This window comes from Pseudomonas sp. R5(2019) (assembly GCF_009905435.1).
GTDB lineage: Bacteria > Pseudomonadota > Gammaproteobacteria > Pseudomonadales > Pseudomonadaceae > Aquipseudomonas.
Map to the genome: position 1 here is coordinate 134,284 of NZ_JAAAMT010000006.1, position 18,435 is coordinate 152,718.

16 protein-coding genes are annotated in these 18,435 nt (G+C 62.1%); 7 read left to right on the forward strand and 9 right to left on the reverse strand.

Translation table 11 applies throughout. The annotated features are described in order from the left end of the window. Positions 1-465, reverse strand: coding sequence for a CopD family protein (locus GUY40_RS06425; RefSeq protein ID WP_166568105.1), 465 nt, complete (start codon positions 463-465; stop codon positions 1-3). Positions 466-560: 95 nt separating this feature from the next. Between GUY40_RS06425 and dinG the strand changes: the two genes are divergently transcribed. From dinG to GUY40_RS06455, 6 genes are all read left to right on the forward strand, one after another. After that, entirely contained in the window at positions 561-2,705 is a 2,145-nt protein-coding gene (dinG, locus tag GUY40_RS06430) for an ATP-dependent DNA helicase DinG (protein WP_166568106.1), read from the forward strand. An 84-nt stretch (positions 2,706-2,789) separates the two neighbouring features. Then, positions 2,790-5,090 carry a beta-agarase gene (locus GUY40_RS06435; protein ID WP_166568107.1) on the forward strand — a complete coding sequence of 767 codons (2,301 nt, stop codon included), beginning with the start codon at positions 2,790-2,792 and terminating at the stop codon, positions 5,088-5,090. A gap of 360 nt (positions 5,091-5,450) precedes the next feature. Beyond that, positions 5,451-6,596: a serine hydrolase domain-containing protein gene (locus GUY40_RS06440; protein ID WP_166568108.1), complete on the forward strand. Its 1,146-nt coding sequence runs from the start codon at positions 5,451-5,453 to the stop codon at positions 6,594-6,596. 114 nt (positions 6,597-6,710) lie between these two features. Beyond that, a complete protein-coding gene (locus GUY40_RS06445) occupies positions 6,711-7,691 on the forward strand; it encodes an OmpA family protein (protein WP_166568109.1) in 981 nt (326 codons plus the stop codon). A gap of 17 nt (positions 7,692-7,708) precedes the next feature. Continuing rightward, positions 7,709-8,356, forward strand: a complete 648-nt coding sequence (pdxH, locus tag GUY40_RS06450; protein ID WP_166568110.1) for a pyridoxamine 5'-phosphate oxidase — start codon at positions 7,709-7,711, stop codon at positions 8,354-8,356. Between the two features lie 229 nt (positions 8,357-8,585). Further along, on the forward strand, positions 8,586-9,050 hold the full coding sequence (locus GUY40_RS06455) for a glycine zipper 2TM domain-containing protein (RefSeq protein WP_166568111.1): 465 nt from the start codon (positions 8,586-8,588) through the stop codon (positions 9,048-9,050). 60 nt (positions 9,051-9,110) lie between these two features. On the opposite strand, the gene nhaA is transcribed toward GUY40_RS06455, so the two are convergent. The 4 genes from nhaA to GUY40_RS06475 form a co-directional block, all read right to left on the reverse strand. Then, on the reverse strand, positions 9,111-10,289 hold the full coding sequence (gene nhaA, locus GUY40_RS06460) for a Na+/H+ antiporter NhaA (protein ID WP_166568112.1): 1,179 nt from the start codon (positions 10,287-10,289) through the stop codon (positions 9,111-9,113). A gap of 231 nt (positions 10,290-10,520) precedes the next feature. Beyond that, positions 10,521-12,134, reverse strand: a complete 1,614-nt coding sequence (locus tag GUY40_RS06465) for an NAD(P)/FAD-dependent oxidoreductase (protein ID WP_166568113.1) — start codon at positions 12,132-12,134, stop codon at positions 10,521-10,523. Between the two features lie 112 nt (positions 12,135-12,246). Beyond that, a complete protein-coding gene (locus tag GUY40_RS06470; RefSeq protein WP_166568114.1) occupies positions 12,247-12,915 on the reverse strand; it encodes a COG3650 family protein in 669 nt (222 codons plus the stop codon). Positions 12,916-12,975: 60 nt separating this feature from the next. After that, positions 12,976-13,575 carry a short chain dehydrogenase gene (locus GUY40_RS06475; protein ID WP_166568115.1) on the reverse strand — a complete coding sequence of 200 codons (600 nt, stop codon included), beginning with the start codon at positions 13,573-13,575 and terminating at the stop codon, positions 12,976-12,978. 104 nt (positions 13,576-13,679) lie between these two features. Between GUY40_RS06475 and GUY40_RS06480 the strand changes: the two genes are divergently transcribed. Next, on the forward strand, positions 13,680-14,588 hold the full coding sequence (locus GUY40_RS06480) for a LysR family transcriptional regulator (protein WP_166568116.1): 909 nt from the start codon (positions 13,680-13,682) through the stop codon (positions 14,586-14,588). A gap of 144 nt (positions 14,589-14,732) precedes the next feature. Here the strand turns inward: GUY40_RS06480 and GUY40_RS06485 are convergent, their stop codons facing one another. From GUY40_RS06485 to livH, 4 genes are read right to left on the reverse strand one after another with little or no spacing between them, the layout of a single operon-like run. Next, positions 14,733-15,434 (reverse strand): ABC transporter ATP-binding protein, encoded by a 702-nt coding sequence (locus GUY40_RS06485; protein WP_166568117.1) that lies wholly within the window; start codon positions 15,432-15,434, stop codon positions 14,733-14,735. Beyond that, complete coding sequence (gene livG / locus GUY40_RS06490) at positions 15,435-16,202, reverse strand: high-affinity branched-chain amino acid ABC transporter ATP-binding protein LivG (protein ID WP_166568118.1); 768 nt, start codon at positions 16,200-16,202, stop codon at positions 15,435-15,437. Next, positions 16,199-17,455 carry a high-affinity branched-chain amino acid ABC transporter permease LivM gene (locus tag GUY40_RS06495; RefSeq protein ID WP_166568119.1) on the reverse strand — a complete coding sequence of 419 codons (1,257 nt, stop codon included), beginning with the start codon at positions 17,453-17,455 and terminating at the stop codon, positions 16,199-16,201. Before GUY40_RS06495 ends, livG begins: the two co-directional genes overlap by 4 nt. Further along, positions 17,452-18,375 carry a high-affinity branched-chain amino acid ABC transporter permease LivH gene (livH, locus tag GUY40_RS06500; protein ID WP_166568120.1) on the reverse strand — a complete coding sequence of 308 codons (924 nt, stop codon included), beginning with the start codon at positions 18,373-18,375 and terminating at the stop codon, positions 17,452-17,454. Before livH ends, GUY40_RS06495 begins: the two co-directional genes overlap by 4 nt. Positions 18,376-18,435 lie beyond the last annotated feature (60 nt).

Below are 18,435 nucleotides of genomic sequence, written 5' to 3' on the forward strand. Positions count from 1 at the left end.
TCAGAACGTCGGGCGGGCGGCCGCGACTGCGACCACCAACAGCCCGACGCACAGGTTGATCCCGACCAGCCGGCGAATCCTGCCCAACGCGGCGGCGCCGGCCGGCCAATCCTGGGCCTCGACGGCGCTGCGCAGCTGCGGCAGCTGCAGTGACTGGACGCGGATGAACAGCGCGGTCATCACCACAAACAACCCCATCATCACCTGTACATAGCGCGGCGCGGTCTCGAAGCCGCCGAAGCGCATCTGCAGCATGCCGACACCACTGATCGGAAGAATCAGCACGGCCAGCCAGACCCAGACGAAAAAGCGTGGGAAAACTTCTTGCCACAATTTCAGCCGCGGCGGGCCTTCCAGCGCTGTCATCGCCGCCGGGCGCAGGATCATCCACGCGAAATACATGCCGCCGACCCAAATCAGGGCGGCCAACACATGGAAGGTATAGGTGATGGCATAGGGGGTCATGGGGATCTCCATTCGGCGCGGGGGGCAATAGCGGGTATGATAGCCACCCATCCGCGAATACTGAAAATTTATCCAGCCCTGCGCGCCCCAATACCATGATCAGTAACGAACTCAAATCCCAGATCCAGGGCGCCTATTCGCGTTTTCTCGAAGCCAAGAGCCTCAAGCCTCGCTACGGTCAACGGCTGATGATCGCCGAAGTGGCCAAGGTGCTTGGCGACATCGATTGCGACGACGAAGGTCGGCGCAGCGGCGACCCGGCCGTGGTCGCCGTCGAGGCCGGCACCGGTACCGGCAAGACCGTCGCCTACAGCATGGCGGCGATTCCGGCGGCCAAGGCGGCCGGCAAGCGCCTGGTCATTGCCACCGCTACCGTCGCCCTGCAAGAGCAGATCGTCTACAAAGACCTGCCTGACCTGATGCGCAACAGCGGCCTGAACTTCACCTTCTCGCTGGCCAAGGGCCGTGGCCGCTACCTGTGCATTTCCAAGCTCGATGGGCTGCTGCAGGAAGGCCATGCGCAAAGCGCAACCGCCCAGCTGTTCGAAGAAGAAGGCTTCAAGATCGAGGTCGATGAGGCCAGTCAGAAGCTGTTTACCAGCATGATCGAGAAGCTGGCCGGCAATAAGTGGGACGGCGACCGCGACAGCTGGCCCCAGGCCCTTGAAGATCACGACTGGGCACGGTTGACCACCGACCATAGCCAGTGCACCAACCGTCATTGCCCGAACTTCCAGCAGTGCGCCTTCTATAAGGCCCGCGAAGGGATGGGCAAGGTCGATGTGATCGTTACCAACCACGACATGGTCCTGGCCGACCTGGCCCTCGGCGGCGGCGCGGTATTGCCCGACCCGCGCGACACCATTTACGTCTTCGACGAAGGCCATCACTTGCCCGACAAGGCCATCGGCCACTTTGCCCATTACACCCGCCTGCGCTCAACCGCCGATTGGCTGGAGCAAACGGCGAAAAACCTGACCAAACTGCTGGCCCAGCACCCGCTCCCGGGCGACCTGGGCAAGCTGGTCGAACAGGTGCCGGAGCTGGCCCGCGAGATCAAGACCCAGCAGCAGTTCATGTTCACGGTCTGCGAAGAGCTGGCTGATTTCCGTGCCGGTGAAGACATGGAAGGCCGCGAGCGGCCGCGCCATCGCTTTGTTGGCGGGGTCGTGCCCGAGCACATCCGCGAGATGGGTATCGAGCTTAAAAAGGGCTTTTCGCGCCTGACCGACCTGTTTACCCGTCTGACTGAACTGCTCAAGGAAGGCATGGATGGCGAGGTCAAAATCGGCATCGCCAGCCACCAGGCCGAAGAGTGGTACCCGCTGTTCGGCAGCCTGCTGATGCGCGCCCAGGGCAACTGGGAGCTGTGGACGGCCTTCACCGCCGAAGACCCGGAAGACAGCCCGCCCATGGCCCGCTGGTTGACCCTGGCCGACAGCGGTGCGTTGTTCGACATCGAGGTCAATGCCAGCCCGATCCTCGCGGCCGAGATGCTGCGACGCAACTTGTGGAGCGTTGCCCACGGTGCGTTGGTCACCTCCGCCACCCTGACCGCGCTTGGCAAGTTCGACCGCTTCCGCATGCGCGCCGGGCTGCCCAAGACCGCCGTCACCACCATTGTGCCGAGCCCATTCCACCATGCCGATGCCGGTGTACTGCGGGTTCCGGACTTGCGTGCCGACCCTCGGGACGCCACCGCGCACACCGCCGCGATCATTCGCGACCTGCCCGACCTGGTGGAAGGCTCACGGGGCACCCTGGTGCTGTTTTCCTCGCGCAAGCAGATGCAGGACGTGTTCGACGGCCTTGACCGGGACTGGCGCAAGCAAGTGTTCATCCAGGGCAATCTCTCCAAGCAGGAGACCCTCAACAAGCACAAGGCGCGCGTTGACGGTGGCGACTCCAGCGTGCTGTTCGGGCTTGCCAGTTTTGCCGAAGGCGTGGACTTGCCGGGTGCCTACTGCGAGCACGTGGTGATCGCCAAGATTCCCTTTGCCGTGCCGGACGACCCGGTCGAAGCGGCGCTGGCCGAGTGGATCGAAGCACGCGGCGGCAATCCGTTCATGGAGATCGCCGTGCCAGACGCCTCGCTGCGCCTGATCCAGGCCTGCGGGCGGTTGCTGCGCACCGAGGCGGATCGCGGCACCATCACCTTGCTTGACCGTCGCGTCGTTACGCAACGCTACGGCAAGGCTATTCTCAATGCCTTGCCACCGTTTCGTCGGGAAATTTCCTGAGCCGGGCAGGCAACTAAGCCCGCCTGCGTTGTCTATTCACCATCACGATGGCCACCGTCGGCCGTCCAGGAGAGCTCGATCCATATGATTCGCCGTTCGCTGCCTGCCGTATTTGCCTTGTTGTTTGCCGCGCCAGCCATGGCCGCGCAACAGACGCTGTTCAACTTTGTTCGCCCGGCCGATGTGGTGCAGGTCACGACCGAAGATGCCAGCTTGCCGCAATCCAACGCGGAGCAGACGGCCGAAGGCGAGGTGTTGCGGCGGGTGGTCTTCAACCCGGCCGCGCGCCCCAGCTTGCGCATGGCCCCGCAAGCCGGTGTCTGGGATTGGTCGCAGAACAAGGTCATGACCTTGCGCCTGCAAAGTGCCATGGATTGGGCCTTGAGTGTTGACGTGACCGTCACCAGCAGCGATGGCAAGACCCTCACCAGCCGCATCGACTTGCCAGCCGGCCCGGCCCAGACCGTCCTGATCCCCTTGCAAGCCAACAGCCCGCTGAGCCAGGGCATGCGCGCGGGGCCGCCGATGCCGTGGGTGCGTGAGGGGCAGCGGGTGTTGCTGACCAGCAGCGTGGGCGAGCTGAACCTCTCCCAGGTCACCTCGGTGACCCTGTCGATACCCAAGCCGAACGTGGCCCAGAGCCTGTTGATCGAACGCTTTGGCGTCCAGGACGGCGAGGACGATGTGGTCAAGGCCGCCTATGGCGGCATCGTCGATGGATACGGCCAGTACAGCCGCGGCAAATGGCCGGAAAAAATCACCAGCGATGAGCAGCTCAAGGCGTCGGCCGGCAAGGAACAGCAGCAGCTCAAGGCCTGGCTTGCCGAACGCGAGAAGCAACCCCTGGACAAGTTCGGTGGCTGGACCAAGGGGCCGACCTTTGACGTCACAGGCTTCTTCCACACCCAAAAGCGTGATGGTCGCTGGTACTTGGTGACACCCGAAGGGCACCCATTCTATTCCCTGGGTGTCAACACCGTCGCGCCGCAAGGCGCTCGCACCTATGTAGCGGGCCGCGAATTCATGTTCTCGGCGTTGCCACAGGGCACCGAGCCGCTGGCGGACTATTACGGCCAGAGCGATAACCGCGATGGCAATGGCTCTTCCCAGGGACGGGGCTACAACAGTGGCCGCTGGTATGACTTCTACGCCGCCAACCTGGCGCGTACCTATGTCGTGCCATGCGCCAAGCCCGACGAGGCAGCGACAGAGGCAGCCAAGGCCGCAGCGCAACCGACCTGCACGGCCAGCGAGTTCGATGCCAAGCGCTGGCAAAGCCATACCCTCGATCGCTTGCAGGCCTGGGGCTTCAACACCCTCGGCAACTGGAGTGATGCGGGTCTGAAACAAAATGACCGGGTGCCGTACACCTTGCCGCTGCTGATCGTCGGCGACTATGCCAGCATCAAGACCGGCAGCGACTGGTGGGGCGGCATGCCGGACCCGTTCGACCCGCGCTTTGCCATGGCCACCGAACGCGCCGTGGCCATTGCTGCCCGTGACCATCGTGATGACCCTTGGCTGATCGGCTACTTCGCTGACAATGAGCTGTCCTGGGCGGGTCACGGCGATGACCCCAAGGCCCGCTATGCCTTGGCTTACGGCACTTTGCGGCTGACCACCGATGTGCCGGCCAAGCGCGCCTTCCTCAAGCAGCTGCGCGACAAGTACCGCAACCAGGAAGGGCTGTCCAAGGCCTGGGGCATCGACCTGCCGGCCTGGGAACTGATGGAAGATCCAGGCTTCGAGCCACCGCTGCCAAGCCCGGAGCACCCGGAAATCGAGGCCGACTTCAAATACTTCCAGCGGGTGTTTGCCGATACCTACTTCAAGACCATTTCCGACTCGCTGAACTGGCACGCCCCCAACCATCTGTTGCTGGGCGGGCGTTTCGCCGTCAGCTCGCCTGAGGCGGTTGATTCCTGCGCGCAGTTCTGCGACGTCTTGAGCTTCAACTTCTACACGCCAAAACCCCAGGACGGCTACGACTTTGCCCGCCTGCGCAGTCTCGACAAGCCGGTGATGATCTCGGAATTCAATATCGGCTCGCGTGATCGCGGGCCATTCTGGCCGGGCCAGATCGAAGTCGCCAAGGAAGAAGACCGTGGCCCGGCGTACGCCACCTTCATCAAGGCTGCCTTGACTGAGCCGACGGTGGTCGGTGCGCACTGGTTCCAATACCTCGACCAACCCGTGACTGGCCGCCTGCTCGATGGCGAAAACGGCCATGTCGGCCTGGTGGGTGTGACCGACGTGCCGTTCCAGGGCTTTGTCGCTTCGGTGCGCAAGACCAACCAGCAAGCGATGGCGCAGATCGGCAAGGCAGCCGGAGCGGCCAAGCCTGTGGTAGAGAATGCCGATCAAGAGAGAAAAGACGCCCCTTGACGCGTTTGTAGGAGCCGGGCTTGCCACAATGCCAGTCAGTTAAGGAATGGAGCGCCGAACGCCGCAACACCTGTAGGAGCGGACCCGGCCGCGATGGGCTGCGAAGCGGCCCCCGGCGATTCTGAAACCGCCGACACTCGCAAGCTGATCCGCAGATGTCACAGGCCCAAGGGGCCGCTGCGCGGCCCATCGCGGCCGGGTCGGGACGCCGGACCGCCGCTCCTACATGGACGTCTGTGCTCCGGTCCTTAACTGATTGGCATTGGGGCTTGCCGGCTCCTACATCAAGCAGTTCCCAAATGCTCTGAGGGCTGGAACAATGCAGCCCTCGTTGAAAATTGATTGTGTGGAGAGTCAGCGGTGCAGATTCAGGGTCACTATGAGCTCAAGTTCGAAGCCGTGCGCGAAGCCTTCGCGGCGCTGTTCGAGGGCCGTCAGGAGCGCGGCGCGGCGTTGTGCATTCAGGTCGGTGGAGAAACCGTAGTCGACCTGTGGGCCGGCACCGCCGACAAGGACGGCACCGAAGCCTGGCACAGCGACACCATTGCCAATCTGTTTTCCTGCACCAAGACCTTCACCGCTGTCACTGCCCTGCAGCTGGTGGCCGAAGGCAAGCTCGAACTGGATGCCCCGGTGGCACGCTACTGGCCCGAGTTCGCCGCCGCCGGCAAGCAAGCCATTACCTTGCGTCAACTGCTCTGCCATCAGGCCGGCTTGCCGGCACTGCGCGCCTTGCTGCCCGCCGAAGCCCTGTATGAGTGGCAAACCATGGTCGATGCCCTGGCCGCCGAAACGCCTTGGTGGACACCGGGCACAGGTCATGGCTATGCCGCCATCACCTACGGTTGGTTGATCGGCGAGTTGATTCGCCGTGCTGACGGGCGTGGCCCCGGTGATTCCATCGTCGCCCGCGTCGCCAAACCCCTGGGCCTGGATTTTCATGTCGGGTTGGCTGATGAGCAGTTCCATCGCGTGGCGCACATCGCCCGTGGCAAGGGCAACATGGGTGATGAAGCCGCCCAGCGCCTGCTGCAAGTGACCATGCGCGAACCGGAAGCGATGTCCACCCGCGCCTTCACCAATCCTCCGTCGATCCTCACCAGCACCAACAAACCCGAATGGCGGCGCATGCAACAACCGGCCGCCAACGGACATGGCAATGCCCGTAGCCTGGCCGGTTTCTACAGCGGCCTGCTCGACGGCAGCCTGCTGGAAGACGAACTGCTCAGCGAGCTGACGCGCGAGCACAGCATTGGCCAGGACAAGACCTTGTTGACCCAGACCCGTTTCGGCCTCGGTTGCATGCTCGACCAGCCTCAGGTTGCCAACGCTACTTTCGGTCTTGGCGGTCGAGCGTTCGGTCATCCTGGTGCCGGAGGTTCGGTTGGCTTCGCCGACCCGGAGCGCGATGTCGCTTTTGGCTTCGTCACCAATACCCTTGGGCCCTATGTGCTGATGGACCCGCGCGCGCAGAAATTGGTGCGCGTGCTGGGCACATGCCTGTGATCGGAATGTGACGGAGCGCCGGAACCCGGCTGCTATTCTGTTCTCTAATTGCTTGTTTTATCTGGGCGTTTTGCCTTCTGTTCATTTACCACTGTCATAGCGTGGAATTACCTGATGTCCTCTCACAAATCGATCGCGCTCGCGCTCTGCCTGGCTGCTACCGGCTGCGCCCAAACGCCGCAAAACTCGTCCGCCGACAGCGGCCACAGCTGGTGGCCTTTTGGTGCTGACAAAGTCGCTGACAAGGAAGTGAAACGCGCTGCGGCAGAAAAGGTCGTTGCTAAAACTGCTCCGCCAGCTGAAAAGGTTGAAAAGAAGGACGGCGGATCCTGGTGGTGGCCGTTCGGCGGTGACAAGAAGGAAGAAACCAAGGCGCTGCCCAAGGTTGATCCGAAAGTGACCCAGGCCTGGCTCGACAAATACGAACCGTCGCTGCGCGAAGCCATCAAGGACAGCAAGCTGGAGCTTGAACGCCGCGATAACGTACTGGTGATCACACTGCCGGTCGACAGTTCGTTCAACCCGGATCGCCCAGCCATGTTGCTGCCGAACACCCTGGGGCCGATTACCCGAGTGGCCAAGATTCTTGAAGCCGACCCGAAAACCGCCGTGCTGCTGCTTGGGCATGCCGATACCAGCGGTGTTGCGGCTGCCAACCAGAAGCTCAGCCAGGAGCGTGCAGGTTCGGTGGCGTCGATCTTTCGTCTCAGTGGCCTGCAGCGTGATCGAATGATGCTGCGCGGCATGGGCGGCGAGATGCCGCGTGCGGCAAACGACAGCATCCAAGGGCGCGCGTTGAACCGCCGTGTCGAGATGCTGGTGACCCCACAAGACACGTTGGTGGCCTTGATCGGCAAGTACAAGCAGCCAACACCGTCGCCGGCTGAGCTGGTAGCGGCCAAGTCCGTTGCGCCTGCTGCGGTCAAAGCCCCTGAAAAAGCGGCCAGCAAAGCTGCGCCAGCCAAGAAAGCCACGGTTGCGAAAAAAGCACCGGCCAAGGCTGCTGCGAAAAAGGTCGCCCCAGCCAAACCAGCGGCCAAGAAGGTTGAAACCACCAAGAAAGTGGCTACCGCCACCGACGCCAAACCCAACTGATCGACAAGGACGCCGTGATGATCCAGACCCTGGCAGATATGCGCCGCGATTACGCCCGTGACGGCCTGACCGAGGCGCAAGCACCTGCCGAGCCGTTTGCGTTGTTTCGCCAGTGGTTCGACGAAGCCTTCAAGACCGAGCAACCACCGGTCGAGGCCAACGCCATGACCCTGGCCACGGTCGACACCGACGGCCGGCCGCACTGTCGGGTGTTGCTGCTCAAGGGGCTGGACGACAAGGGCTTTACCTTCTTCAGTAATTACGAGAGTGCCAAGGGCCGGCAACTGGCGGCCCGCCCGTTCGCCGCCATGACCTTCTTCTGGCCGACCCTGGAGCGCCAGGTGCGCATCGAAGGGACGGTGGCGAAGGTCTCGGCTGAAGAATCGGATGCCTACTACCAGGTGCGCCCGCTGGGCAGCCGCCTGGGTGCCTGGGCTTCGCCCCAGAGCCAGGTGATTGCCGATCGCGCCGAGCTCGAGGGGCTACTCAAGGCCACTGAGCAGCGCTTCAATGACAAGGACCCACACTGCCCCGAGCATTGGGGCGGTTACCGGTTGCTACCCGAGCGCATCGAGTTCTGGCAAGGACGGCCCAGCCGTCTGCACGACCGCCTCAACTACCTGCGCCAGGGCGATGGCTGGCGGCGCGAGCGTCTGGCACCCTGATCAGGCTGACCCTGACTTGATGTAAAAGCGGCGATGTGGCGGTCCTGCCACATCGCTCCCTCACTTGCTTTGAGTTTTTGCACGCAGGCGTTGTCTAGACGTTCGAGCCTGTGCGCTTGCGTGCGCGTGCCTGTACCGTAACTGAATGGAAGCAATTTTATACAGGCTGTGTCGTGACAGTCGTGTTGGCACAGAGTCTAATGAACATCTGTCTTATGGAGATGAACCCATGCGTAAATCTGCTTTGCTCGTTGCTTCCTTTACCGCGATGTCGCTGTTGCTGGGCGGCTGTGCCTCCAGCCTGTCCGGCGACTCGTACTCGCGCGATGAGGCACGGCGTGTACAAACCGTGCGCATGGGCACCATCGAATCCCTGCGCCCGGTAAAAATCGAAGGCACCAAGACCCCGATCGGTGGTGGCGCCGGTGCAATTGTTGGTGGCGTGGCGGGTAGCTCGGTAGGCGGTGGTCGCGGCAGTATCGTGGCGGCGGTCATTGGTGCTGTCGCCGGCGGCCTGCTGGGTTCGGCAACTGAAGAAGGCCTGACCCGTACCCAGGGCGTGGAAATCACCGTGCGTGAAGACGACGGCAGCATGCGCGCCTATGTGCAGGCTGTTCAGGAAAACCAAGTCTTCCGTGTCGGTGAGCGTGTTCGCATCATGACTGTCGACGGAACCAGCCGCGTCAGCCACTGATCCGCTGCACAAAAAAAGCCCCGACAAGCTCTGCTCCTACAGAGTCAAACCCAGGCGGGATCAGGTCGCCTGGGATTTCCGGCTGGCCATTGCCGTGATCGCATAACCTGCGATAGCGGCAATGAACGACCCGGTCAAAATCCCCATCCGGTCCATGCCAGCGAACTCGCTCTGCCCCGGCACGAACGCCAGTGAGCCGACAAACAGGCTCATGGTGAAGCCGATACCGCACAGCACCGCCACCCCCAGCACCTGGCCCCAGTTGGCGCCTGCCGGCAGGGCCGCGATGCCGGTCTTGACCGCCAGCCAGGTCAGGCCGAAGACACCAATCGTCTTGCCGGCCACCAGGCCGATGGCAATGCCCATCGGAACGTAGTGGGTGAAGCTTTCCAGGGTGACACCGGCCAGCGAAACCCCGGCGTTGGCAAAGGCGAACAGCGGCAGGATGCCGAACGCCACCCAGGGGTGCAAGGCGTGTTCCAGGCTGAGCAGGGGCGAGGTTTCGGCGTTGCGGGTTCGCAAGGGAATGCACAGCGCCAGCGTGACCCCGGCCAGTGTTGCGTGAACACCGCTCTTGAGCACGCAAATCCAGAGGATCAGGCCGACAATCATGTAGGGCCCGAGCTTGACGACCCCCAGCCGGTTCATGGCGAACAGGATGGCCAGGCAAGCCGCCGCCAGTATCAGTGAAAGGCTCGACAAGGTGCCGGAGTAGAACAGGGCGATGACGATGATTGCGCCCAGGTCGTCGATGATGGCCAGGGTCATCAGGAACAGTTTGAGCGAGGTGGGCACGCGCTTGCCCAGCAGGGCCAGTACGCCAAGGGCGAAGGCGATGTCGGTGGCCGTCGGGATGGCCCAGCCTGAAATGGCAGCCGGATTGTCGCGGTTCAGCGCCCAGTAGATCAGCGCCGGCACGACCATGCCGCCAATGGCGGCAGCGCCCGGCAAGACGATCTGGGAGGGCTTGGACAGGTGCCCATCGACCACCTCACGCTTGACCTCGAGGCCGATCAGCAGGAAGAACAAGGCCATCAGGCCGTCGTTGATCCAGAGCAGCAGGGGCTTGGCGATTTTCAGGGCACCGACCTGTGCCACCACCGGGGTGTCCAGCAGGCCGTTATAGAGGAATGACAGCGCCGAATTGTTGATGATCAGCGCCAGCGCCGCTGCTGCAATCAACAACAGACCGCTGGCAGCTTCCAACTGAAAGAAACGAGTGAAAGTGCTACGCAGCAAGTTGGCTCTCCATGCGAAGTTTCCGAGAAAGGGGACACCCTAACCCGTGCTCTTGGTTGTTAAAACAAAAATTATATTCTTTTTTGTAATAAGGAATTGAAGCCATCCGACTTCGGCAGAGAGCCTAGCAGTCGTTCGGAGTACTGGCGTCAGACCGAATCTGGGAGGTATGTAGGAATTTTCTTGGTTAAACCGGCAGGGCAGCGTTCGGCTCGAACGCTGCCCTGAGGCTTAGTGGGCGATGCCGAGGATGTCGCGGGCCACGGCTTCGGCGATGCGAATGCCGTCGACGCCTGCCGAGAGGATACCGCCGGCATAGCCTGCGCCTTCACCAGCCGGGAACAAGCCTGGCAGGTTCAAGCTTTGCAGGTCTTCACCGCGGGTGATCCGCAGCGGCGAGGAGGTGCGCGTTTCGATACCGGTCAACACTGCGTCGTGCAGGTTGTAGCCTTTGATCTGGCGGTCGAAGGCGGGCAGGGCTTCGCGGATGGCCTCGATGGCAAAGTCGGGCAGGGCCAGGGCCAGATCACCCCAGGCAACCCCCGGCTTGTAGGACGGTTCGACGCTGCCCACCGCAGTGGACGGTTTGGCGGCCACGAAGTCCCCGACCAGTTGCGCCGGCGCCATGTAGTTGCTGCCGCCGAGGATATAGGCGTGGGCTTCCAGGCGCTCCTGCAGCTCGATACCGGCCAATGGGCCGCCCGGGTAGTCCTGTTCCGGAGTGATACCGACGACGATGCCCGAGTTGGCGTTGCGTTCGTTACGCGAGTATTGGCTCATGCCGTTGGTGACGACGCGGCCAGGCTCGGAGGTCGCGGCCACCACGGTCCCGCCCGGGCACATGCAGAAGCTGTAGACCGAACGGCCGTTCTTGGCGTGGTGGACCAGTTTGTAGTCGGCGGCGCCGAGTTTCGGGTGGCCGGCGTATTTGCCCAAGCGTGCCTGGTCGATCAGCGACTGCGGATGCTCGATACGGAAACCGATAGAGAACGGCTTGGCCTCCATGAACACACCGCGTGCGTGCAGCATGCGGAAGGTGTCGCGGGCGCTGTGACCCAGTGCCAGAACCACATGCCTGGAGGCGATCTGTTCACCGCTTTCGAGCACCACACCGTGCAGCTGGCCGTTGTCCAGCAACAGGTCGGTGACTTTTTGCTGGAAGCGGATTTCACCGCCCAAGGCTTCGATCTCATGGCGCATGTTTTCAACCATGCCCGTGAGACGAAAGGTACCGATGTGTGGCTTGTTGACGTAGAGGATCTCTTCCGGCGCGCCGGCCTTGACGAACTCGTGCAGCACCTTGCGGCCGTGGTGCCTGGGGTCCTTGATCTGGCTGTACAGCTTGCCGTCGGAGAAGGTGCCGGCGCCGCCTTCGCCGAACTGCACGTTCGACTCGGGATTGAGCACGCTTTTACGCCACAGGCCCCAGGTGTCCTTGGTGCGCTCGCGCACTTCCTTGCCGCGCTCGAGGATGATCGGCTTGAAGCCCATCTGTGCCAGCAACAGGCCGGCGAAGATACCGCAGGGGCCGAAGCCGACCACAACCGGGCGTTGCTCCAGGCCTTCAGGTGCCTGGCCGACCGGCTTGTAGCTGACGTCCGGGGCCTGATTGACGTTGCGGTCGTCCGAGAACTTTCGCAGCAACGCCGCTTCGTCTTTGGCGCTCAGGTCGATGGTATAGATGAATTGCAGGTCCGAAGACTTCTTGCGGGCATCGTAGCTGCGCTTGAACAGGGTAAATGCCAGCAGTTCATCGTCGGCGATCCCCAGGCGCTGCACGATGGCCGGGCGCAGGGCTTCGTCGGGATGGTCCAGCGGCAACTTCAATTCGGTGATTCGTAACATGACAGGGTCCAATTTCCGGGCCACAGGGGAGGGCCCGGCAGCTTTTCTCGAACCGGCAATTATAAGCCGGTCGAGCGGTTTACCGGCAGATTAAAAACGATAGTCGGCGCCGTCAGTCGTCTCGCGAGCCGCCGTAGTAGGCACAACCGCGTTGTGGCTTGCCGTTGACCCGCAGTTCGGCGCTCAGGTGCTGAACGCTGCCGGTGACGCTGTCGACGCAGCGTTGCGGTGCTGCCCAGAGTTCAATGCGCTGATCATTGGCTTCGCTGGTCAGGTTGAAGCGGCCTTCGGGCAGTTGTTCTTCCAGGTACGGCAGCGCCAGCGGTGGCTGGCCTTCGCGTTCGAGCACCATGCCTTTGCCGCTGGCTTTCACCGTCCAGTCAGGCTTGTGCCCGGAGGCGCGCAGGGTCAGGCGCTTGAAATTAGGGTCGCTGCAGGCGCTGGCCGAGCGCTCGAGGCGATAGAACTGATGCAGGTTCAACTGGCCGTCGTTGCCACCGGTGGAGCTGGCGGCAAAGCTGCCGCGCAGGTCGACGAACAAGGGTTTGCCGGCAAGGTCGGCGACCTCCTGCACGATGCCGGTATTGCCAGTGTCGTTGACGACAAACCGGCGCCCCTCGGAGCATGGCTGGAACACCAACTGACCGCCTTCGCCCTTGAGCTCACCCTGCATGCGCGTCATGCCGGCGGTGGACACCGACGTTGGCTTCTCGGCAAACATCTGGCAGCCGGCAAACACGGGAAGCAGGGCAACGAACAACAGGGAACGGGCAGCGCGCATCGAGGGGGTCTCCTGGAAAGTGCTGCCACGTTACGCAGGCTGGCCGTGGATCACAAGGCTTTAACCGACCTGGAAGGTCTGGCCGGTTTGCAAGCCCTCGACACTCTTGGCGTAGGCCAGCGCGACGTCGGCCGCCGGCACCGGTTTGTAGCCTCGGAAATAAGGCGCGTAGCTGTCCATGGCTTCGATCAGCACGGTCGGGCTGATCGAGTTCACCCTCAGGCCCCGTGGCAGCTCGATCGCCGCAGCCTTGACGAAGGCATCGAGGGCGCCATTGACCAGCGCGGCGCTGGCGCCGGCCTTGATCGGGTCGCGGTTGAGAATGCCGCTGGTGAAGGTGAACGAGCCATGGTCATTGGCGTACTCGCGGCCGATCAGCAGCAGATTGACCTGGCCCATCAGTTTGTCCGCCAAGCCCAGGGCAAACGACTGCTCATTCATCTCTTCCAGTGGCGCGAAGGTGACATTGCCGGCGGCGCAGACCAGCGCATCGAACTTGCCGGTTTTCTCGAACAGTTGACGGATCGAAGCGCTGTCGCTGATATCGACCTGGAAGTCGCCGCTGCTGCGACCGATTCGAACAACCTCATGGCGGCTTGCCAGCTCAGTCGCCACGGCCGAGCCGATAGTGCCATTGGCGCCAATCAACAGAATTTTCATTGAAGCTTCCTCGCAAGAGTGGTGAGGGCTTGAGTCTAGGGCTGGTTTTATTTGTCGATAAGCGCGCTAATAGGCAACCTTTGGTTTTCATCTGGAAACAATCGATGAGCGAACTGGACGATCTGGCAGCGTTCGCCGTACTGATGGAGGCCGGCAGCTTCACCCTGGCCGCGCAACAGCTGGGTTGGAGCAAGGGGCAGCTGTCCAAGCGCATCAGCCACTTGGAGAGCAGCCATTCGGTCCGCCTGCTGCATCGCACGACCCGACGTTTGAGCCTGACCGCCGCGGGCGCGGCGCTATTGCCTCAGGCGCAGGCGTTGCTGGTGCAGATGGAGCGTGCCCGGCAAGCGCTTGCGCTGGTCAAGGATGAACTGGCGGGCCCCGTACGGCTGACCGTGCCGGTGTCGCTGGGGGAAACGTTCTTCGAAGGCTTGTTGCTCGAGTTTGCCAGTTGCTACCCGGACATCCAGATCGAGCTTGAGCTGAGCAACGATAACCGCGACCTGATTCGGGATGGCTTTGACTTGGCCATCCGCACCCGGCTGGGCAACGATGAGCGCCTTGTTGCGCGCTCGCTGTTGTCGATGCAGGAGCTGACCTGCGCCAGTCCAGCCTACCTTGCACGCTATGGCGAGCCACAAACGCCTGCGCAATTGGTCGAGCACCGTTGCCTGCTCAACAGTCATTACAGCGGGCGGGAAGAGTGGCTTTATCACCAGCAGCACGAACTGGTGCGGGTGCATGTGTCCGGCTTCTTTGCCAGCAACCATTACAGTCTGCTGAAAAAAGCTGCGCTGGTCGGGGCCGGAATTGTGCGGATTCCGTCGTATATGGTGCCCAGGGAATTGGCTGGAGGGCAGCTCAAGTGGCTGCTGCGGGATTATGAGACTCGGAGTACGCCGATGTTTCTGGTGCACCCCTATCAGGGCGCGGTGCCCCGGCGGGTTCAGGTGTTGGCGGATTATCTGGTGGGGTGGTTCGAAAAGGACAAGCTTGCGCTAAAGGGGTTGTAGGAGCAGCCGGGAAGCTGAGCCAGAAATGTGGGAGCGAATTTATTCGCGAATAGCTTCACCACGGTGTGTCAGGCGAACCGCGGTGGTTCTATTCGCGGATAAATCCGCTCCCACATTTCCCGCTTGGCATTTGAGTAAAGGCTGTTAACCCCCCAGATACGCCTCACGCACTTTCGGATCGGTCAACAGCGCTTCCCCGGTACCCTGCATCACCACTCGACCGTTCTCCAACACATAAGCGCGGTCAGCGATTTTCAGCGCCTGGTTGGCGTTCTGCTCGACCAGGAACACCGTCACGCCATCCTTGCGCAGCTGTTCGATGATGTCGAAGATCTGCTGGATGATGATCGGTGCCAGGCCCAGCGACGGCTCGTCGAGCAACAGCAGCTTGGGCTTGCTCATAAGCGCGCGGCCGATGGCGAGCATCTGCTGCTCGCCACCGGACATGGTGCCGCCCCGCTGACTGAAGCGCTCCTTGAGGCGCGGGAACAGTTGCAGGACCTTGTCCATCTGCTCCTGGTAATCGCCCTTGTCGGTGAAGAACCCGCCCATGGCGAGGTTTTCTTCAACGGTGAGGCGGGCGAATACCCGGCGCCCTTCAGGCACCACGGCAATGCTTTTGCGCATGATCTGCGACGATTCCTGCCCGACCAGGTCCTCGCCCAGGTAGCGGATGCTGCCACTGTGGGCGCGGGGCGAGCCGCAGAGGGTCATCAGCAAGGTCGACTTGCCGGCGCCGTTGGCACCGATCAGGGTGACGATCTCACCCTGGCGGATTTCCACGTTGACGCTGTGCAGGGCCTGGATCTTGCCATAGAAGGTGGAAACGTTTTCGAACTGCAGCATTTACGCTTCCCCCAGGTAGGCTTTGATCACTTCAGGGTTGTCCCGGATCTGTTCCGGGGTGCCATCGGCCAACGGCGTGCCCTGGTTGATCACGACGATGTGGTCGGAAATGCTCATGACCAACTTCATGTCGTGCTCGATCAGCAGCACAGTGACGTTGTGTTCTTCACGCAAGGTGCTGATCAGCGCCTTGAGGTCTTCGGTTTCCCTGGGGTTCAAGCCGGCGGCCGGCTCGTCGAGCATGAGGATCCGCGGGCGGGTCATCATGCAGCGGGCGATTTCCAGGCGCCGTTGCTGACCGTAGGCCAGGGTGCCGGCCGGACGGTTGGCGAACTCGGTGAGGTTGACCTTGTTCAGCCAGAACTGGGCGTAGTCCATTGCCTCGCGCTCGCTGCGGCGGAACTTCGGGGTCTTGAACAGGCCCGCGAAGAAGTTGGTGTTCAGATGCCGGTGCTGAGCGATCAGCAGGTTTTCAACCGCGGTCATTTCCTTGAACAGCCGTACATTCTGGAAGGTGCGCACCACGCCTTTGAGGGCGATCTTGTGGCCGGGCAAGCTTTCGATCGGTTCGCCGTCCAGTAGGATACTGCCGCCGCTCGGCTTGTAGAAACCGGTCAGGCAGTTGAACACGGTGGTCTTGCCGGCGCCGTTGGGGCCGATCAGTGCTACGACCTGTTTTTCTTTCACGGTCAGGGCCACGCCATTGACCGCCAGCAAGCCGCCGAAGCGCATGCTCAGATTTTCGACTTTCAGGATCTCGCGGCTCATTTGCGCAGCTCCAGGTGAGGACGTTGCATGGGCAGCAGTCCTTGTGGACGCCAAATCATCATCAGCACCATCAAGGCGCCGAACATCAACATGCGGTATTCGCTGAAGTCACGCATCAACTCAGGCAGCAGAATCATCACCACGGCCGCCAGGATCACACCCAGTTGCGAGCCCATGCCACCCAGCACCACGATCGCGAGAATGATCGCCGATTCGATGAAGGTGAACGACTCGGGCGTGACCAGGCCCTGACGCGCGGCAAAGAAGCTGCCGGCGAAACCGGCGAAGCTGGCGCCCAGGGTAAAGGCCGAGAGTTTGATCACGGTCGGGTTCAGACCCAGCGCACGGCAGGCGATCTCGTCTTCGCGCAACGCTTCCCAGGCACGGCCGATCGGCATGCGCAGCAGGCGGTTGATCACGAACAGTGCCAGCAGTGCCAACAGCAGGGCCACCAGGTAGAGGAAAATCACCTTGTTGACCGAGTTGTATTGCAGCCCGAAGAACTCGTGGAAGGTCTGCAGGCCTTCGGCTGCAGTGCGATCGAAGGTGAGGCCGAAGAAGGTCGGTTTCGGGATGTTGCTGATACCGTTCGGGCCACCGGTGAGGTCGGTCAGGTTACGCAGGAACAGGCGGATGATTTCCCCGAAGCCCAGGGTCACGATCGCCAGGTAGTCACCGCGCAGGCGCAACACCGGAAAGCCGAGCAGGAGGCCGAAGGTCGCCGTCATCAGGCCGGCAATCGGCAGGCAGATCCAGAAGCTCAGCCCGTAGTAGTGCGAGAGCAGGGCGTAGGTATAGGCGCCGACGGCATAGAAGCCGACATAGCCCAGGTCGAGCAGCCCCGCCAGGCCCACCACGATGTTCAGGCCCAGGCCCAGCAACACGTAGATCAGGATCAGGGTGGCGATGTCGACCGCCCCGCGCGAGCCGAAGAACGGCCACGCCAGCGCCAGGACGATCAACCCGAGGATGATCCAGCGCTGGGTGTGTGGCAGGGTCAGGAAGTGGCTGACATGGGCCGGCACCAGCGGACCGCGGTTGGAGGAGCGGAACAACGCACTCCATTGCTCATTGAAGAGCACCCGCAGGAACATCAGGACCGAGCACAGGGCAATAATGCCCAGCGTCAGATTCCCCTGGCCATGCACTTCCAGGTGGATGCCGACGATGCTCAGTTTCAGGCCCAGCACCGGGAATGCCACGGCCCAGACCAGCAAGGCGCTGAAGAACGCCGATTTGAGATGTCTGTTCATACTTTTTCAACCTCCGGGCGGCCCAGAATGCCGGTCGGCCGGAACAACAGCACGAGAACCAAGAGACCGAACGCCACCACATCCTTGTACTGGTCGCCGAAGATGTCGGCGCCGAAGGCTTCGGCCACGCCCAACACCAGCCCGCCGAGCATCGCGCCAGGAATACTGCCGATGCCACCCAGAACCGCTGCGGTGAAAGCCTTCAGGCCCACCAGGAAACCGGCGTTGGGGTTGATCACGCCGTACTGCATGCTCAGCAGTACAGCCGCCACGGCGGCCAGGGCCGCACCGATGACGAAGGTCAGGGCGATGATGTTGTTGGTGTTGATGCCGAGCAGGTTGGCCATCTTGATGTCTTCGGCGCACGCCCGGCAGGCCCGGCCCAGACGCGAACGGGAGATGAACAGGGTGAGCCCGGTCATGGCAATGAGCGTGACCACGAACACCAGGATCTGCATGTAGGAAATCAGGACTTCTTCGGCGCCGCCCGGGCCGAAGGAGAAGCTCCCCGGAATCAGGTTGGGAATCGATTTGTCCTTGGAGTCCTGGGACAACAGCACAGTGTTTTGCAGAAAGATCGACATACCGATGGCGGAAATCAGCGGGATCAGACGGTTGCTGCCGCGCAGGGGGCGGTAAGCGACGCGTTCGATGCTGTAGCCATAGGCGCTGGTGACCACGATGGTCGCCAGGAACGCGGCGGTCATCAACAACGGCAGGGAATCGAGACCCAGCATGGCCAGCCCGGCAAGGGCGATGAAGGCCACGTAGGAACCGATCATGTAGACCTCGCCATGGGCGAAGTTAATCATTCCAATGATGCCGTAAACCATTGTGTAGCCAATGGCTATCAAGGCATAGGTGCTGCCAATGGTCAGGCCATTAACCAGCTGTTGGAAGAAGTGATAGATCTCAGGCATTACAGCGCTCCTAAAAACCTGTACGCATTTCACTGGTGGAGTCATATCCCGGCCTGGCGC

What these genes read in the sequence shown, in the direction of transcription:
- GUY40_RS06425 (WP_166568105.1), bottom strand. Translation starts at nt 465, where the DNA reads ATGACCCCCTATGCCATCACCTATACCTTCCATGTGTTGGCCGCCCTG.
- livH (WP_166568120.1), bottom strand. Translation starts at nt 18,375, where the DNA reads ATGCCTGAGATCTATCACTTCTTCCAACAGCTGGTTAATGGCCTGACC.
- GUY40_RS06465 (WP_166568113.1), bottom strand. Translation starts at nt 12,134, where the DNA reads ATGTTACGAATCACCGAATTGAAGTTGCCGCTGGACCATCCCGACGAA.
- GUY40_RS06485 (WP_166568117.1), bottom strand. Translation starts at nt 15,434, where the DNA reads ATGCTGCAGTTCGAAAACGTTTCCACCTTCTATGGCAAGATCCAGGCC.
- pdxH (WP_166568110.1), top strand. Translation starts at nt 7,709, where the DNA reads ATGATCCAGACCCTGGCAGATATGCGCCGCGATTACGCCCGTGACGGC.
- GUY40_RS06435 (WP_166568107.1), top strand. Translation starts at nt 2,790, where the DNA reads ATGATTCGCCGTTCGCTGCCTGCCGTATTTGCCTTGTTGTTTGCCGCG.
- livG (WP_166568118.1), bottom strand. Translation starts at nt 16,202, where the DNA reads ATGAGCCGCGAGATCCTGAAAGTCGAAAATCTGAGCATGCGCTTCGGC.
- GUY40_RS06495 (WP_166568119.1), bottom strand. Translation starts at nt 17,455, where the DNA reads ATGAACAGACATCTCAAATCGGCGTTCTTCAGCGCCTTGCTGGTCTGG.
- dinG (WP_166568106.1), top strand. Translation starts at nt 561, where the DNA reads ATGATCAGTAACGAACTCAAATCCCAGATCCAGGGCGCCTATTCGCGT.
- GUY40_RS06470 (WP_166568114.1), bottom strand. Translation starts at nt 12,915, where the DNA reads ATGCGCGCTGCCCGTTCCCTGTTGTTCGTTGCCCTGCTTCCCGTGTTT.
- GUY40_RS06480 (WP_166568116.1), top strand. Translation starts at nt 13,680, where the DNA reads ATGAGCGAACTGGACGATCTGGCAGCGTTCGCCGTACTGATGGAGGCC.
- GUY40_RS06455 (WP_166568111.1), top strand. Translation starts at nt 8,586, where the DNA reads ATGCGTAAATCTGCTTTGCTCGTTGCTTCCTTTACCGCGATGTCGCTG.
- GUY40_RS06475 (WP_166568115.1), bottom strand. Translation starts at nt 13,575, where the DNA reads ATGAAAATTCTGTTGATTGGCGCCAATGGCACTATCGGCTCGGCCGTG.
- GUY40_RS06445 (WP_166568109.1), top strand. Translation starts at nt 6,711, where the DNA reads ATGTCCTCTCACAAATCGATCGCGCTCGCGCTCTGCCTGGCTGCTACC.